Source organism: Mangrovimonas sp. DI 80 (genome assembly GCF_001975575.1).
Taxonomy (GTDB): domain Bacteria; phylum Bacteroidota; class Bacteroidia; order Flavobacteriales; family Flavobacteriaceae; genus Mangrovimonas_A; species Mangrovimonas_A xylaniphaga.
Genome location: NZ_MSDT01000004.1, coordinates 124,167 through 139,413, shown reverse-complemented (window position 1 = coordinate 139,413; position 15,247 = coordinate 124,167). Strand labels below are relative to the sequence as shown.

Annotated in this window: 16 protein-coding genes and 1 tRNA gene; 13 read left to right on the top strand and 4 right to left on the bottom strand. The window is 36.6% G+C overall.

All coding sequences use genetic code 11. The features are described 5' to 3' along the window. Positions 1 to 64: 64 nt before the first annotated feature. The 3 genes from BKM32_RS08460 (at position 65) to BKM32_RS08450 (ending at position 3,319) form a co-directional block, all read left to right on the top strand. Entirely contained in the window at positions 65 to 406 is a 342-nt protein-coding gene (locus BKM32_RS08460; protein ID WP_076663424.1) for a DUF6249 domain-containing protein, read from the top strand. Positions 407 to 530: 124 nt separating this feature from the next. Then, entirely contained in the window at positions 531 to 2,330 is a 1,800-nt protein-coding gene (locus tag BKM32_RS08455) for a DUF885 family protein (RefSeq protein ID WP_076663423.1), read from the top strand. Next, positions 2,330 to 3,319, top strand: coding sequence for a hypothetical protein (locus tag BKM32_RS08450; protein ID WP_076663422.1), 990 nt, complete (start codon positions 2,330 to 2,332; stop codon positions 3,317 to 3,319). Before BKM32_RS08455 ends, BKM32_RS08450 begins: the two co-directional genes overlap by 1 nt. A 7-nt stretch (positions 3,320 to 3,326) precedes the next feature. Here the strand turns inward: BKM32_RS08450 and BKM32_RS08445 are convergent, their stop codons facing one another. After that, positions 3,327 to 4,007: a M15 family metallopeptidase gene (locus BKM32_RS08445; RefSeq protein ID WP_076663421.1), complete on the bottom strand. Its 681-nt coding sequence runs from the start codon at positions 4,005 to 4,007 to the stop codon at positions 3,327 to 3,329. Between the two features lie 31 nt (positions 4,008 to 4,038). On the opposite strand from BKM32_RS08445, the gene BKM32_RS08440 reads away from it, so the two are divergent. From BKM32_RS08440 to BKM32_RS08395, 10 genes are all read left to right on the top strand, one after another. Further along, on the top strand, positions 4,039 to 4,638 hold the full coding sequence (locus BKM32_RS08440; protein WP_076663420.1) for an alpha-ketoglutarate-dependent dioxygenase AlkB: 600 nt from the start codon (positions 4,039 to 4,041) through the stop codon (positions 4,636 to 4,638). A 436-nt stretch (positions 4,639 to 5,074) separates the two neighbouring features. Beyond that, positions 5,075 to 5,956, top strand: coding sequence for an alpha/beta hydrolase (locus BKM32_RS08435; RefSeq protein ID WP_253187437.1), 882 nt, complete (start codon positions 5,075 to 5,077; stop codon positions 5,954 to 5,956). 142 nt (positions 5,957 to 6,098) lie between these two features. Continuing rightward, positions 6,099 to 6,827, top strand: a complete 729-nt coding sequence (locus tag BKM32_RS08430) for an outer membrane beta-barrel protein (RefSeq protein WP_123812086.1) — start codon at positions 6,099 to 6,101, stop codon at positions 6,825 to 6,827. Positions 6,828 to 7,023: 196 nt separating this feature from the next. Then, positions 7,024 to 7,884: an SPFH domain-containing protein gene (locus tag BKM32_RS08425; RefSeq protein ID WP_076663417.1), complete on the top strand. Its 861-nt coding sequence runs from the start codon at positions 7,024 to 7,026 to the stop codon at positions 7,882 to 7,884. A gap of 1 nt (position 7,885) precedes the next feature. Continuing rightward, on the top strand, positions 7,886 to 8,044 hold the full coding sequence (locus BKM32_RS16365) for a DUF4177 domain-containing protein (RefSeq protein ID WP_076663416.1): 159 nt from the start codon (positions 7,886 to 7,888) through the stop codon (positions 8,042 to 8,044). 21 nt (positions 8,045 to 8,065) lie between these two features. Further along, positions 8,066 to 8,593: a hypothetical protein gene (locus BKM32_RS08415; protein WP_076663415.1), complete on the top strand. Its 528-nt coding sequence runs from the start codon at positions 8,066 to 8,068 to the stop codon at positions 8,591 to 8,593. Next, positions 8,586 to 8,771 carry an Arc family DNA-binding protein gene (locus tag BKM32_RS08410; protein ID WP_076663414.1) on the top strand — a complete coding sequence of 62 codons (186 nt, stop codon included), beginning with the start codon at positions 8,586 to 8,588 and terminating at the stop codon, positions 8,769 to 8,771. Before BKM32_RS08415 ends, BKM32_RS08410 begins: the two co-directional genes overlap by 8 nt. A gap of 552 nt (positions 8,772 to 9,323) precedes the next feature. Beyond that, positions 9,324 to 10,538 (top strand): DUF819 domain-containing protein, encoded by a 1,215-nt coding sequence (locus BKM32_RS08405; RefSeq protein WP_076663623.1) that lies wholly within the window; start codon positions 9,324 to 9,326, stop codon positions 10,536 to 10,538. A 48-nt stretch (positions 10,539 to 10,586) separates the two neighbouring features. Continuing rightward, positions 10,587 to 11,312 carry a DUF4369 domain-containing protein gene (locus BKM32_RS08400; RefSeq protein ID WP_076663413.1) on the top strand — a complete coding sequence of 242 codons (726 nt, stop codon included), beginning with the start codon at positions 10,587 to 10,589 and terminating at the stop codon, positions 11,310 to 11,312. Between the two features lie 108 nt (positions 11,313 to 11,420). Next, a complete protein-coding gene (locus tag BKM32_RS08395; protein WP_076663412.1) occupies positions 11,421 to 13,730 on the top strand; it encodes a transglycosylase domain-containing protein in 2,310 nt (769 codons plus the stop codon). 45 nt (positions 13,731 to 13,775) lie between these two features. Here BKM32_RS08395 and BKM32_RS08390 read toward each other — a convergent pair. The 3 genes from BKM32_RS08390 to BKM32_RS08380 all read right to left on the bottom strand — a co-directional run bounded on the left by BKM32_RS08390 (position 13,776) and on the right by BKM32_RS08380 (position 15,245). Next, positions 13,776 to 13,849: transfer RNA gene (locus tag BKM32_RS08390), tRNA-Thr, on the bottom strand. Between the two features lie 58 nt (positions 13,850 to 13,907). Then, positions 13,908 to 14,177 carry a hypothetical protein gene (locus BKM32_RS08385; RefSeq protein WP_053977418.1) on the bottom strand — a complete coding sequence of 90 codons (270 nt, stop codon included), beginning with the start codon at positions 14,175 to 14,177 and terminating at the stop codon, positions 13,908 to 13,910. Between the two features lie 96 nt (positions 14,178 to 14,273). Beyond that, positions 14,274 to 15,245 carry a type I phosphomannose isomerase catalytic subunit gene (locus BKM32_RS08380; protein ID WP_076663411.1) on the bottom strand — a complete coding sequence of 324 codons (972 nt, stop codon included), beginning with the start codon at positions 15,243 to 15,245 and terminating at the stop codon, positions 14,274 to 14,276. Between the last annotated feature and the right edge of the window lie 2 nt (positions 15,246 to 15,247).

Here is a 15,247-nt window from a genome sequence, read left to right as displayed (position 1 = left end):
CATGGAAAAAGTATCGTCATAAGATAAAAACATATTAAAAGTAATCAATTAAAAAACAAGTATCATGGAAGAAATATTAATACCTATTAGCTTTTTCTTGGCCGTTTTCGGGGTAATCTACCTTTTTTTATCCACCAGAAACAAAGAACGTTTGGCCTTAATTGAAAAAGGCGCGGATGCCAGCATTTTTGCAATGGGCAGACAGCACACGGCCCCCATTTGGAAAGTCATCATTTTAAACCTAGCACTTTTATTAATGAGTATTGGTGTTGGTATTTTTGTCTCACAAATACTTGTATCTATTGGAGTAGACGAAGATATTGCCATGCCAGGAACCATCTTTTTAATGGCTGGAGTTGGCCTATTCATAGGTTTTAAAATGACTCAAAATTTGGATAAGGAATAAATTACAAGCCTAATTTATAACCTCAATACCGCAAACTGCCATTCTTCGATGGCAGTTTTTTTATGCTTTAGAAACTGCATAGATTACGTATCTTTAAAACCTTAAATAAAATTTTATTGTTTTAATGAAGAAATTATTAATAGCTGCTGGTCTAATTGCAACGTTTATTGCTTGTAAAAATGAGACCAAACCCACCGAAACAGATTCTCAAACAATCAATGCAAATATGCCCAATGCCGACTTTGACAAAGTATTGGAAGCCTATTATCAAGATGCCTTAAAACTGAATCCTTTAAATGCTACAGCAGAGGGAGACAACAGATACAACGATTTGCTCCCGAACATGTTATCGGATGACTTTATGGCAAAAACGAAAGCTCATTATACCAACTATAAAGAGCAAGTAAATGCATTCCAGGATGCCCAATTGAGCGAGAGCCAACAACTTTCAAAAGCCATCCTAAATTGGGAATGCGATATCAATTTGGAACGCCTTACGTTTAGAGAAGACTTAATGCCTATCAACCAATTTTGGTCCCTGCCTTTAATGATAGGCCAATTGGCCAGTGGTGCTGGTTCGCAACCCTTCAATACTGTAGAGGACTATAATAACTGGTTACTTCGTGTAGAGGGTTATTTGGAATGGATGGCCTCTGCAGAAGCAAAAATGAAAGAAGGTGTAACCAAAGGCTATACCCTTCCAAAATCATTGATTACAAAAGTGCTTCCTCAATTAGAGGCTCTTACCAACGCTACTACCGAAGAGCATTTGTTTTTCCTTCCTATTAAAAACTTTCCAGAAGATTTTACAGAGGAAGACAAAACCAAATTGACTGAAGCCTATAAAAACCTTATCGAAACCAAAGTGGTGTCTGCCAACAAAAAGTTGTTGGATTATATGAGCAAAGACTATTTGGAAGCAGGAAGGACTACAAGTGGTATTTCAGAAATTCCAACTGGACTAGATTACTATGCCTTTGCGATTAAGCAGTACACCACGACCAACATGACGGCGGATGAAATTCACCAGTTGGGATTGAGCGAAGTTGCTCGTATTTCTTCTGAAATGGAAAAAGTGAAAGCTCAAGTTGGTTATGAAGGAGACCTAAAAAGTTTCTTTGATTTTGTGAGAAACAATAAAGAACTGATGCCTTATACGGAGGCACAACAAGTGATTGATCACTTCAACAATATCCATGCAACAATGCAACCACAATTGGAAAAACTGTTCGATTTAAAACCAAAAACCCCTTTTGAAGTAAGACGTACTGAGGCTTTCAGGGAAGCTTCGGCAAGTGCAGAATACAGTCCAGGTTCTGTTGACGGAACAAGGCCTGGTATTTTTTATGTACCGGTTCCAAATGCTTCGGAATACAACAACTTTATGGACGAATCATTATTCCTACACGAAGCCATTCCAGGGCACCATTACCAAATTTCATTGCAACAGGAAAATGAAGAGTTACCGAGCTTTAGAAAAACCTTATATTACAGTGCCTATGGCGAAGGATGGGCTTTGTACACGGAATCCCTTGGAAAAGAATTAGGACTTTACTCAGATCCCTACCAATATTTTGGAATGTTAAGTGCAGAAATGCACCGCGCTATCCGATTGGTAGTCGATACAGGAATCCACACTAAAGGCTGGTCAAGAGAGCAGGCTATTCAATATTCTTTGGAAAATGAAGCTGAAAGTGAATCAAGCATCATCTCTGAAGTGGAGCGCTACATGGCGATTCCGGGGCAAGCACTTTCATACAAAATTGGTCAGTTGAAGATTTTGGAATTGAGAGCCAAAGCCGAAAAGGAATTAGGAGACAAATTCAGTATTTCTGAATTCCACAACCAAGTATTAGAGTCTGGAAATATGCCATTGGCCTATTTGGAAACCAAAATAAATACTTGGATAAACGCTAATAAATAATGCGACACATCTTATTCTATATAAGCATCCTATTTTGTGGTGGTTTGGCAATGGCCCAAACCACCATCAAGGATGGAAGCACAAATGAACCTATTCCCTACGCCACTATTTCCTTCGGGAATGGCAACGGTATTTTTGCCGATGATGTAGGCATGTTCATTTTCACCAAAAAGCTATATCCGGATATTGATTCTCTTTTCATTTCGGCCTTAGGATATAAGGACTTAGGGGTTGCTACTGAAAACCTTCCTAAGAATCTACTTTTAGAACCTCATATTGACCAATTGGAAGAAGTTGTTTTAAATGTAAATGTGCCAAAAGAGGACCGAAAATTCAAAAAGGAAACTCAAAAACCCTATTTGGACGATGATTATTATAAATGTTGGTTACCAACCATAGAATCTGAAATTGCCGTCTTTTTCCCAAATGAAACCTCTCAAGACAAAGAAATAGCTACCATTCATTTCCCAATTACTTTGGAATCCAAAGACTGGGAAAAACGTAAAAAGGCCAATGCCGACAAACAACCGTTTTCTACCCTCTTTAAAGTAAAATTTTACGAGAATAAGCAAGGTTTTCCTGGAGACGTACTCACCTATGAAAACATCGTTTTTGTAGCGACTGAAAAACACGGCGATGTTTTTGAACTTGATGTAACCGAACATGAATTGGATATCCCCGACAATGGTTTTTTTGTATCGCTTCAAGTATTGGGTTATACCGATAAAAACGGAAAATTGCTACCCAACAAAAAATACAAAGAAGTGAAGTCTAGAGATGGAATTTTAAAAATCCCAACCAATTTTAGACCGCTGCTACCGTTTACAGATGAAATTGCAGAAAATAACACTTACATAAAGCGGGTATTCCTAAACGATAATGAGTGGGTTCGGTTTGAAAAAGGAAGCGGGATTGAATCCTCACTATTAAAATCCAACCTTACCAATTACGGTATTGGAGTAACTTACAAAGTTTTTAAAGAGGAATAGGCACTATTTACTTCACAGGAAAATCAAAATAAGTGTCTGGAAATGGCTCCCAACGCAAGGTAAAATGCCACCACTCCTTTGAATAACTCCTAAAGTTATGCTTATTCATAACCTTTTGCAGTAATTGCCGATTTTCCTTTTGTTCTTTAGTAATACCTTCATAAGATACCCAAGAAGGCATTCCAAAAAAATCGTAAGGACTTCCCATGTCCAAAGGCTCTAAAGTTTCCGCATCTACAATAGTAAGGTCCAAGGTACTCCCCCTACTGTGTCCAGAGCGCGTCGCAATATAGCCATCACGAAATAAATATTTCTTATTGACATTAGGATAGAATTCTTGCTTTTGAATCGTGTCCGTCAAATTACGTGCCCATTCCATAAAATGGTTAACAGCTCGTTGTGGCCTGTAACCATCATACACCTTTAAGCACAAGTTTTGCTGTTGCAATTCATCCTGTACCAACTTCAGAGCTTCGGCTGCCTGCTTGGTTAATATCAATCTGTTGGATTGATAGCCTGTAATAGTATCTCCAACAAAATTATGGGAGCTATAATATCGAAGTTCCACCTTAATATCCGGAATAACAGAATCTACATACACAAAACCATCGGGCAAGGTATTTGTCTCCTGTAATTTAAAGGCAAAACTTATGACTATAAATAGTATTATCAGTATTTTGTTCTTCATAATGTAAGGCTAATTTAGAAAAATTAAGGCTATGGATTTATTTTCTGGTGAAAAACTGATTTGGAAATTGCCTGACGCAGAACTTATTTACATCGCAAATTTCTTCTCAAACCATGAAGCTTCCAATTATTTTGAAAGGCTTTTGGAAGATATTAATTGGCAGCAGGATGAAATAAAAGTATTCGGAAAAACCTATCAACAGCCAAGATTAACAGCTTTATATGGCGAAAGCAATACGCCTTACAGTTATTCAGGTATTACAATGCATCCTAATCCGTTCTCCAAAGATCTTTTGGAAATCAAAACTAAGGTTGAAGAGGAAACCCAACATCATTTTAACTCCGTGCTTTTAAACCTCTACAGAAATGGCAATGACAGTAATGGTTGGCATGCAGACAATGAGGCTTCATTAGGAATCCATCCTGTGATTGCTTCGGTAAGTTTTGGTGAAGAGCGTTATTTTCATTTTAAACACCGTCAATTAAAAAATGAGCGACATAAAGTGCTATTACAGCACGGAAGTTTATTGATTATGAAAGGCGCTATGCAGGAACATTGGTTGCATCAAATTGCTAAAACGAAACGAAAGGTTGGCTCCAGAATTAATCTAACCTTCAGAAAGTTGATTTAAAGAATCCCATAAAAAGAAAAAACCGAGATCCCTCAATCTCGGTTTTCCTAATTTGCTGTTTTACATGTGTAGATTTAGGGTCTCTAAAGCCAACAACATAATGCAAATATTAATTAATTAATCCATTGAACTAAAAACTAAATTTCTAGTACACTTCAAATGTAAAACAATATTTCATTGCATCGATTAAAATACATAATAAATCGATGAAATACACATAATTTTAACATTTAAAGACAAAAACACACGTTTTACCGACAAAATGCATCTTGAAATTTTCAATTTTCTCCTCTGAAAAAGCAACAATTTAATAGAGAAAACGTTTCCCAAATAGAATGATGGGTACTTTTGTTTAAATTTGAAAATAAACCAAGGACCAGCTATGAAATCTATTTTTTTCCTTTTAACCTGTTTTGTTTGTGTCAACCATAGTTTAATGGCACAGGACGCAAATTTCACCACTGAAAATATCTCAGTAAACGAAATTATTGATGGCACCTTATTAATACCCAATGGCATTCAAAAGCCACCATTGGCAATTTTAATTGCAGGATCTGGTCCAACAGATAGAAATGGAAATCAAAATTTTGCAAAAAACAATTCACTAAAAAAATTGGCCGAAGCTTTAACCAGAGAAGGCATTGCTACATTTAGATATGACAAGCGTTCGGTGAAATTATTACAAACTGGAAAGTTAGACGAAGAAATCATGTTTGACGATTTTGTAACTGATGCCTCGGATGTACTACAATATTTCAAAAAGAAAAAGGCCTTTTCCAAGATATACATCATAGGACATAGCCAAGGTAGCCTCATAGGCATGTTGGCAGCCAAAGACAATGCCAATGGGTTTATTTCGTTGGCAGGACCAGGTAAAGGTATCGATGAAGTTTTAAAAGAGCAGATTGCTAAAAGCGCACCTCAATTTTCTGAAGAAAGCAACAGAGTTATCGATATCTTAAAGTCTGGTCAAACCACTACAGAGTACTCACCTGCCCTAAACTCCATTTTCAATATAGATATCCAGCCCTTTATGATTAATTGGATGCGATATGATCCACAAGCTAGTATTGCAATGCTGGACATGCCTATCTTAATACTAAATGGTACCAATGATTTACAAATTTCCGAGGCAGATGCGGAGCTATTGAAAAGTGCAGCGCCAAATGCCCAATTGAAAATCATAGATAAAATGAATCATGTATTCATAGAAGTGGATGACAACGAACTTGAAAATTTTAAAACTTACAATGATGCCTCTCTGCCTATTTCTCAAGATTTAGTGGAAAGTATTTCGGCTTTTATAAAATCAAATTAAACTAAGTACATTCAAGTTAAAACATTCATTTTCAAATATTTTACTAAGATTAACGAAAAATAAGGTTGCTAATCGATTAAATTGTGTACGTATAGTTGTGTTAAATTAGTTTTAATAGGATTACCAATCCCACTAATTAACCATGCGAGCAACAATTTTACTACTTGTCACTTGCCTATTGGGAATATATTCCTCCAAAGCCCAGGAATTTGCCATAGGAGCCAAAGGGGGATTAAATTACTACACCATAGGCGATATCAATTCTAGAGCCAATTCCATTGCAACTATGGATGAAGATGAAATATTCTCCCCAAACAAGGAATTAGGTTATCAATTTGGAGGTTATTTTACTGTTGAATATGGCAAGTTCTTTCTAAGGCCAGAAATAGTTTATCTATCCTCCAAAAACAGTTATGACTTTCCGGATAAAAAAGCTTATTGGAAAACCTCTAGGATAGAAGTCCCTATTTTGGCTGGTTTTGAAATCTTTGATCCTGTGTCCATTTATCTTGGACCAGGATTCAATTTTTATAATGATACCACACTTGATGGCGTTCAAGTAACGTCCTATAGTGATGGAGGTCCAGACTTGGATACAACCACGGTTAACTTCAGTTTTGGAGTCATGGTACGTTTTGGTAGGTTTGGAGTAGATCTTAGGTACGAACAAGGCCTTAAAGAAACCGAAGAAGAATTGTTGGACATTATCCACAGTGCTTATGGTGTTAACCTAGCAGATCTAAGATCCTATAAACCTAATATGCTACGCTTAAGTGTTTTTATAGACATCTTCCGCACCAACCCCGATGATCTCGATGGCTTTTTCTCAAACCTATTCAAGAGCAACAAATGCCATTGTCCTTATAATTAAATTATCGCCCTATATAAATGAAGAAAAGCACCCTCTAAAAAGGGTGCTTTTCATTTCAACTAATTAACCAACCAAATGTAATATGACTATTACGATTGCATAAATTCCAATAGTCATGCCAAAAACAATTTTGTCATGATTAAATTTTCACATATCTTTATGATATCATTTCAATATCACAATAAATCAATCAAAGATGAAAGAAGAAAAAATTATCGTCCCCGCCAATGGCTATCTTATGCTGTTTCTATTTCTTGTCCTATTTTTTGGAGGTATTGCGGCTATCGCCGTATTCCAAACCCCTTGGTTTGTATTTGCCATAATTTTGGCTATCCTAATTGCTTTAGGTTTTATAATGGTTCAACCAAATAACTCCAGAGTTTTATTGCTGTTTGGAGAATACAAAGGTTCTGTAAAAAAGAATGGTTTCTATTGGGTGAATCCCTTTTATACCAAAAAGAAAATATCGCTTAGAGCCAGTAATTTTGATAGCGAACGTCTTAAGGTAAATGACAAATTGGGGAATCCAGTAATGATTAGCACCATTTTGGTTTGGCGTGTACAGGACACCTACAAAGCCGCTTTTGATGTAGACAATTACGAGAACTTTGTAAGAGTGCAAACCGATGCCGCTGTAAGAAAGCTGGCAAGTATGTACCCTTATGACAATTTTGCAGACGAAGGTCATGACGAAGACATTACATTACGTTCCAGTGTAAACGAAGTTAGTAATGCTCTTGAAAAAGAGATTGACGAACGTCTTTCCATCGCCGGTATCGAAGTCTTGGAAGCAAGAATTGGTTATCTAGCCTATGCTCAAGAAATTGCAAATGCCATGTTAAAACGTCAACAAGCTACTGCCATTGTTGCGGCCAGACATAAAATTGTGGAAGGAGCGGTTAGCATGGTGGAAATGGCATTGGAAGAACTCAACAAAAAAGAAATTGTAGAATTGGATGAAGAACGCAAAGCCGCTATGGTTAGCAACCTCATGGTTGTTCTTTGTGGCGACAAAGATGCTTCTCCAGTATTAAATACAGGAACCCTAACTCATTAATATGAAAGAATACAAAGTAAGCTCTAGATCTATGGGGCTACGAAATCCAAGCCAAAAACTTGAGGACCATCTCAACCAACATGCCCGTGAAGGCTGGAAGTTGATACACATTAATGCATCCATGACAACCATAGTTTTTGAGCGTGAAAAATTTAGATAAAACATCTTAAAAGCACTTCTTATGGAAAAGGAGTTTTTTGAAAAACAACAAATAGGAAATTGGATTTATATCCTACTAGGGGTAGATTTTATGGTAGTTTCTCTTTTCCTTTTTAATGAATACAAGAAAGGAGAAACCAATTTAAATGAAACTCTTTTGAATCTAGGTTTTGTTCTAATTCTAAATTTACTAATAGTTTTTTTTATTCGAAATAATGCTATCTATACAAAGGTGTCAAAAGAAGGTGTCCTATACAAATTCCCTCCTTTTTGTAGCAAATGGAAATTGATCCCGTTTGAAAAAATTACAGATTTCCAAATTCAGAATTATTCCAGTTTTAACCATGGTTGTGCCGTTGGCAAATGGAATCTCTTTTCCAAAGAAGATACCATAACAACATTAGGAACAGACAAAGTAATGAGGATTATGTACGATGCCAAAAAGCCACTTCTTATAAGTACCTCCAAGGCCAATGAATTTTATGATACCTTGAAGAAGTTTAAATCAGAAACATATAATCCAGAATTTATAGAAGAAAATTATGTCTAAAAAGAAAGCTTTTGCATTACGGATTAATGAAGAGATGCTCAAAGCCATTGAAAAATGGGCTTCGGATGAGTTCAGGAGCACTAATGGTCAAATTGAATGGATGCTGATGCAAAGTCTTAAAAACCACAATAGAGCACCAAAAAAGAAAACAGATTCAAATGAAGAAAGCGACACTTAGAGGTCGCTTTTTTTTGTGGAATAATTTTGTCACTTTTGCAGCTCAATTCACTTACCCATGAGATATTTTATTTATTGCGTCATTAGCTGTTTATCAATGTTTTTTTCAATCCAAAACAGCCATGCACAAACCCTTTATGTTGGCAAACCCGAAAGCGCTTATTCCGAAGATTTTGAAATACCAGTTGCAGTAGACTCTATTAACTTCAGTAATTTCTCTTTAACCATCTCGCCAACGGATTCAGCCCTAAAACTGGAGCAAGTTATTCTCAACAAAAAACTATCCCAAGGTTCCTTAAGTTTTTCTGAAAACAATGGAAGCTATATCATAAAATATTCAGGAGATGCTCCAGTAGCTATATCCAAAAAACAAGCTTTATTCAACATAAAAGCGCACACGCAAGAACGTTTTAAAGACGTGCAGCTACTTACTATTGACAAAGCTCAATTTGACCATGCAGGCAACGTTGCTCAAGTGGCTACCAAAATAGAAAACAGTACCGTCAATAAATTTGTATTGTTTAAAAATGATGCCATTGTATTGGGATTACTAATGTTGGCACTAGGATTTGTCTTCTACACCGAATCTCAAAAAAAGGGATTCTGGCCAGTATTCTATAAATATGTTCCAGGCTTGTTGATGTGTTATCTTATTCCTGCAGTCTTCAATTCTTTTGGATTAATCTCTGCCGACGTTTCCAAAACTTATTATGTAGCCAGTCGCTATTTACTGCCAGCGTCCTTAGTTTTATTGACCATTAGCATTGACCTTAAAGCCGTTTTCAATTTAGGTTGGAAAGCTTTGGTGATGTTCTTTACTGGTACCATTGGTATTGTAATTGGTGGTCCAATTGCTATTTTAATTATTTCTACCTTCTCTCCCGAAACAGTTGGTGGCGTTGGCCACGATGCGGTTTGGAGAGGTTTAGCCACTTTGGCCGGAAGTTGGATTGGGGGTGGTGCGAACCAGGCAGCTATGTTGGAAATCTATGAATTCAACCAAGAACTTTACGGAGGAATGGTATTGGTAGATATAGTTGTGGCCAATATTTGGATGGCAGTCCTGTTATTGGGAATTGGCAAGCGAAACAAAATTGACAATTGGCTAAAAGCCGATAACAGTGCCATTGACAAACTACAGGAAAAAGTTCAGAATTTCAGTGAAAAGATTACCAGAAACCCAACACTCACAGACCTTATCGTTATTTTGATGTTTGCCTTTACAGCAGTTGGAATTGCTCATTTTTCTGCGGATAAAATTTCGACGTTTTTATCAGATAATTTTGAAGCTGTAAGCAACCCAAAAAGTGCCCTTTCCTCTTTTGGAAGTCAGTTTTTCTGGTTGATTTCCATAGCTACATTAATTGGTATTTTATTGTCATTTACCAAAGCCAAGAATTACGAAGGTGCTGGTGCCAGCAAAATAGGAAGTGTTTTTATTTATGTTTTGGTAGCTACAATTGGAATGAAAATGGACCTTGGTAAAATTTTTGAAAATCCAGGATTAATTTTAATTGGTTTGGTTTGGATGACCATCCATGCTGGCCTGCTTATTTTAGTTGCCAAACTTATTAGAGCTCCTTACTTTTTTATGGCTGTTGGAAGCCAAGCGAATGTTGGAGGTGCAGCATCGGCGCCTGTTGTTGCAGCTGCTTTCCACCCTTCCCTTGCAACGGTTGGTGCCCTTTTAGCAGTATTTGGTTATGTAGTGGGAACCTATGGAGCCCTCCTATGTGCCGAGTTGATGAGAATCGCTTCGGCCGGTTAGTTTTTAATTTTTTTTTATAAGATATTTGCCATCCAATAATTTTTTAAAATGAAGAACGCATTAATAGTAGCCCTTGCCTTTTTGGCAATTTCCTGTGGAACGGATTCTCACGATTTAACAGTTAAAGTTCGTGTTGACGGTTTAAAAAAAGGAACCGTTTACCTTGAGCAGCAGCAGGATTCAACTTTTGTAGTTGTAGATTCGGTTGTCGTGAATGGCAATCCCGAATTTCAGTTGCACAGCAGCTTAAACGAACCTCAAGTTTTGTCAATAAAACTGAACAAAAATGACAATGACGATCGTTACATTTCATTTTTTGCGGACAAGGGCATTACTGAAATCAACACAACCCTAAAGAACTTTAATTTTGATGCCTCTATCAAGGGATCGAAACAACAGGAGGTTTTGGAAGAATACCTATTGATGATATCTAAGTTCAATAACAAGAATTTGGATTTGATCAAAGAACATTTCGAATCGGAAAAAAGCAATGATTCTATAAGCTTTGATTTCGAAACTCAATACAACACGCTTATAAAACGTAAATATTTGTATACAATTAACTTTGCTGTAAACCATAAAGACAGTGAAGTATCTCCATATTTAGCCCTTACGGAAATCCCAAATACATCGGTTAAATATTTAGAAACCATTTACGATGCTCTAAATGATAACATCAAAGCATCTCTTTACGGTAAAAAATTAAAAGCTGAAATAGAAGTTAGAAAAGCAGATTCAACAACTGTAGCTTCAGATACAGAAGACGCTCAATAATATTTTGAAACATCATTAAAAAAGCCAGCATATTGCTGGCTTTTTTGTTTACAGTAATGACATAATACTTCTGTAATAATTTCGTTACCTTGTAGAGAAGTTAATTTTATGATTTTGAACAAGGAACGCTTACGAAAATGGGGAAAACGAATTGGTTATGGTCTACTACTTCTAACAGCTCTTTTAATTTGCTTTTATTACAGTATTTACTTTGGTGCTTGGGGAGAAATTCCAAGCAAAAATAAACTCTCTAGTCTCAAACAAAGCCAAGCAACTCAGCTACTTGACAGCAACAACAAACTTATTGGCAAGTTATATGTGTACGACAGGCAATCCATTCCTTTTACCGAATTTCCGCAACACCTTATCGATGCCCTCATCGCTACAGAGGATTCAAGGTTTTACGAGCATCATGGAATTGACAACAAAAGTCTTTTAAGAGTCTTTTTCAAAACCATTCTAATGGCCGATAAATCTTCGGGAGGCGGTAGTACCATCACCTTACAATTGGCTAAAAATTTGTTTGGGAGACAAGATTATGGCGCCATAAGTATTGTGGTCAATAAAATAAGGGAAAGTATCGTGGCCAAAAGAATTGAAGATCTATATTCCAAAGAAGAAATCCTGACACTGTACCTTAACACAGTTCCCTTTCCTGACAATACTTATGGTATTGAAAGTGCCTCTCAAAAATTCTTTAATAAACACGCCAAGGATTTAAACCTTTTGGAAGCAGCTACACTTATTGGTTCTTTAAAAGCAAATAACAGCTATAACCCTAGGTTATTCCCTGAAAATTCGATGGAAAGAAGGAATGTTGTGCTCAATCAGATGGTAAAATACGACTATCTTCCACAATCTAGCATTGACAATATTACTGAAACTCCCATTAACTTAGATTATCAGTATTACGCTCCTAATCAAGGTTTAGCTCCCTATTTTAGGGCTGAAGTAAAAAAACAGTTGGACTTTATTCTCAAACAAAAACAGTTTAGAAACTCCAATGGAGAACCCTATAATATTTTCCATGACGGCCTTAAGGTGTATACTACTTTGGACAATACCATGCAACAATATGCTGAAAGAGCCATGAAAGAGCATATGAAAAACCTTCAGAAGCAATTTGAAAAAGCTTATGGGAACAATGCTCCTTGGTTAAAGAACAAATCTGCTTTTCTTGCTGCCAAAAAAAGGTTACCAACTTACAAGCGTTTAAAAAATTTAGGTTTGGATGAAAAAGCTATTCAAGACTCTTTAAACAAGAAAAAATCCACGGAACTTTTTTCATGGGATGACAACAGTATTGCCTCTCTATCCACATTGGATAGTTTAGAATACTTCTCCAAATTTCTAAACGCAGGAATGGTTTCTGTAGAAGCAAAAACAGGAGCTATCAAGGCTTATGTGGGAGGAATCGATTATAGTTTTTTCAAGTACGACCACGTGGCCCAAAGTAAACGGCAGGTAGGTTCTACTTTTAAACCAATTGTCTATACGGCCGCACTTGAAAACGGTATGGTTCCATGTACTTATTTCCCTTTAAAAGCCATTACCTATACCAATGTGGACAATTGGACGCCTACAAACGCCTCAAAAGAAGTAGACGAAAACCTTAATTATTCGCTTCAAAAGGCTTTAAGCAATTCAGTCAACACCATTGCCGTAAAAGTATTGTACGAAACGGGAATCGATCATGTGATCTCCATGGCCCATAAAATGGGAATTGCTTCCGAAATTGAAAATGTGCCTTCCATTGCATTGGGTTCTTCAAATCTTAGATTATTGGAACTTGCCAAAGCCTATTCCAGTTATGTCAACAATAGCCTACCGTCAACGCCCATATTTATCACTAAAATTGAAGATAAGAATGGTAATGTCATTGCCAGTTACGAAGACCTCTATAAAAGTCCAAAAACTGTAGAAAAGGCCTTTAGCGACAATACTAGACAAATCATGTTGGAATTCATGAAAGCTACGGTTAATGAAGGTACGGCGCAGCGCTTGCGCACTTCTTATAAATTCAGAAATGATTTAGCAGGAAAAACCGGAACCACCCAGGACAATAAAGACGGTTGGTTTGTTGGCCTAATGCCAAACTTGGTCACCATTACTTGGGTTGGAAACGACAACCAACAAATTGGGTTTCAAAGTACCCGAATGGGTCAAGGCGCCAATTCGGCATTACCCATTTTTGCCAATTACTTAAAACTGCTTAACCAAGATTCTAGGTTCAACCGTTATACCAGAGCTCGCTTTGAATCTCCTTCCTTTGAGGTCTTGGCGAGTTTAGATTGCCCGCCTGTCCAAGAAGACAACTTTTTACAACGTTTACTTGGCAACAAAAAGGACCAAAGAGAATTTAAGAAGAAAAAGAAAAAAGGGATTTTTTCATGGCTGAAGCGCAAAAAGGATAATTAACAAAAAAGCATAAAAAAAGCCTCTCAAAACTGAGAGGCTTTTTAGAGCCGATAGAGGGACTCGAACCCACGACCTGCTGATTACAAATCAGCTGCTCTAGCCAGCTGAGCTATATCGGCAAAGCGAGTGCAAATATAATCCTGAAAACTATATTTGCAAACATTTTTTTAAAAGAAATTATCCTAAAGCGTTAATTTTTTCAATCAGTGTTTCTGCGCTTTCTTCCAGCTCTTGGTTAATAGACTTAAAATGAGCTTTTTTGTCTTCTACATTCTTGTCATTTACCTTTGCAATTAAAGCATCAAATTTTTCAATTGCTTCGTCAATAATTGCTTCGCTCTTCTTTGTGTCCTTGTCTGTATTGTTATATTCCCATACATACACAGCCTCAATAATATCACCTAAAACGTAGTTAATGTCCTTTTTTAGGTTTCTAACATTTGCCATAATTTGTAATTTTAATTTGCTACAAAAGTAAGTAATTAATTGAAATAAAGTGAGGTCCTTCCTCTAAATACAAAGCTTTGTAAAGGCTTTGTAGTTTTAAACGTAAACTTCCAAAAGTGTGGCATCCTTGGCATCTATAGTAAACGTATCAATAGCATATGGCATCAATACGGTTTCACCTTTCACCAAGGTTGCCTTTGCCCCTTCAGTTTCTATGGTAGCTTTTCCTTCCACACACATGTAAATAATAAACGAATCGTGAGTGTTCTTCTTTTCAAGTTTGGAATCTACTTTTAAATAATTGGTAGTAAAATATGGGCAACTTACCATTTCATTAGATTTGTTTGCATCAGTAGGATACTCTACCCTAAAGTTGTCTGGCATATCAAAATCTATCGCATCAATTGCCAAATCGTTGTGCAACTCCCTTCCGTTACCATTGCTGTCTACCCTATCCCAATCATACACCCGATAAGTAACATCGCTGGTTTGTTGTATTTCTGCCAAAAGCACCCCTGCCCCAATGGCATGTAAACGCCCTACTTCAATAAAATAAGTATCTCCTGTGCCTACTCTATCGAAGTTCAATATTTTGGTCAAGGTCTTTTTTTCTAGATGTTTTAAGTACATCTCTGGAGTTACCTTTTGGTTGAAACCAACAATAAGATTAGCGCCTTGATCTGCCTGCATAACATACCACATCTCGGTTTTACCGAATGAATTATGGCGCTTTAATGCCAATTCATCATTGGGGTGTAATTGAATTGAAAGATCTTCCCTGGCATCGATGAATTTGATAAGCAACGGGAATTTATCACCAAAAATTTTATAGTTATTTAATCCTATGAGCTTATCCTTGTAAGTATGTAATAATTGCTTTAAGGTTTTACCTTTTAGGGCTCCATTAGCCACTACTGAAGTGTCTCCTTCCACATCACTAATTTCCCAGCTCTCACCTACATTTTTTGAAGTTCCTTTTTTATGCAGTACTTTTTTAAGTTTTTCACCTCCCCAAATCTTATCTTTTAAAATGGGGTCAAATTTTATGGGGTATAAAAGTTCGTTCATGC

What these genes read in the sequence shown, in the direction of transcription:
- BKM32_RS08440 (WP_076663420.1), top strand. Translation starts at nt 4,039, where the DNA reads ATGGATTTATTTTCTGGTGAAAAACTGATTTGGAAATTGCCTGACGCA.
- BKM32_RS08415 (WP_076663415.1), top strand. Translation starts at nt 8,066, where the DNA reads ATGGAAAAGGAGTTTTTTGAAAAACAACAAATAGGAAATTGGATTTAT.
- BKM32_RS08380 (WP_076663411.1), bottom strand. Translation starts at nt 15,245, where the DNA reads ATGAACGAACTTTTATACCCCATAAAATTTGACCCCATTTTAAAAGAT.
- BKM32_RS08460 (WP_076663424.1), top strand. Translation starts at nt 65, where the DNA reads ATGGAAGAAATATTAATACCTATTAGCTTTTTCTTGGCCGTTTTCGGG.
- BKM32_RS08435 (WP_253187437.1), top strand. Translation starts at nt 5,075, where the DNA reads ATGGCACAGGACGCAAATTTCACCACTGAAAATATCTCAGTAAACGAA.
- BKM32_RS08450 (WP_076663422.1), top strand. Translation starts at nt 2,330, where the DNA reads ATGCGACACATCTTATTCTATATAAGCATCCTATTTTGTGGTGGTTTG.
- BKM32_RS08455 (WP_076663423.1), top strand. Translation starts at nt 531, where the DNA reads ATGAAGAAATTATTAATAGCTGCTGGTCTAATTGCAACGTTTATTGCT.
- BKM32_RS08425 (WP_076663417.1), top strand. Translation starts at nt 7,024, where the DNA reads ATGAAAGAAGAAAAAATTATCGTCCCCGCCAATGGCTATCTTATGCTG.
- BKM32_RS08410 (WP_076663414.1), top strand. Translation starts at nt 8,586, where the DNA reads ATGTCTAAAAAGAAAGCTTTTGCATTACGGATTAATGAAGAGATGCTC.
- BKM32_RS08400 (WP_076663413.1), top strand. Translation starts at nt 10,587, where the DNA reads ATGAAGAACGCATTAATAGTAGCCCTTGCCTTTTTGGCAATTTCCTGT.
- BKM32_RS08385 (WP_053977418.1), bottom strand. Translation starts at nt 14,177, where the DNA reads ATGGCAAATGTTAGAAACCTAAAAAAGGACATTAACTACGTTTTAGGT.
- BKM32_RS08445 (WP_076663421.1), bottom strand. Translation starts at nt 4,007, where the DNA reads ATGAAGAACAAAATACTGATAATACTATTTATAGTCATAAGTTTTGCC.
- BKM32_RS16365 (WP_076663416.1), top strand. Translation starts at nt 7,886, where the DNA reads ATGAAAGAATACAAAGTAAGCTCTAGATCTATGGGGCTACGAAATCCA.
- BKM32_RS08430 (WP_123812086.1), top strand. Translation starts at nt 6,099, where the DNA reads ATGCGAGCAACAATTTTACTACTTGTCACTTGCCTATTGGGAATATAT.
- BKM32_RS08405 (WP_076663623.1), top strand. Translation starts at nt 9,324, where the DNA reads ATGTTGGCACTAGGATTTGTCTTCTACACCGAATCTCAAAAAAAGGGA.
- BKM32_RS08395 (WP_076663412.1), top strand. Translation starts at nt 11,421, where the DNA reads ATGATTTTGAACAAGGAACGCTTACGAAAATGGGGAAAACGAATTGGT.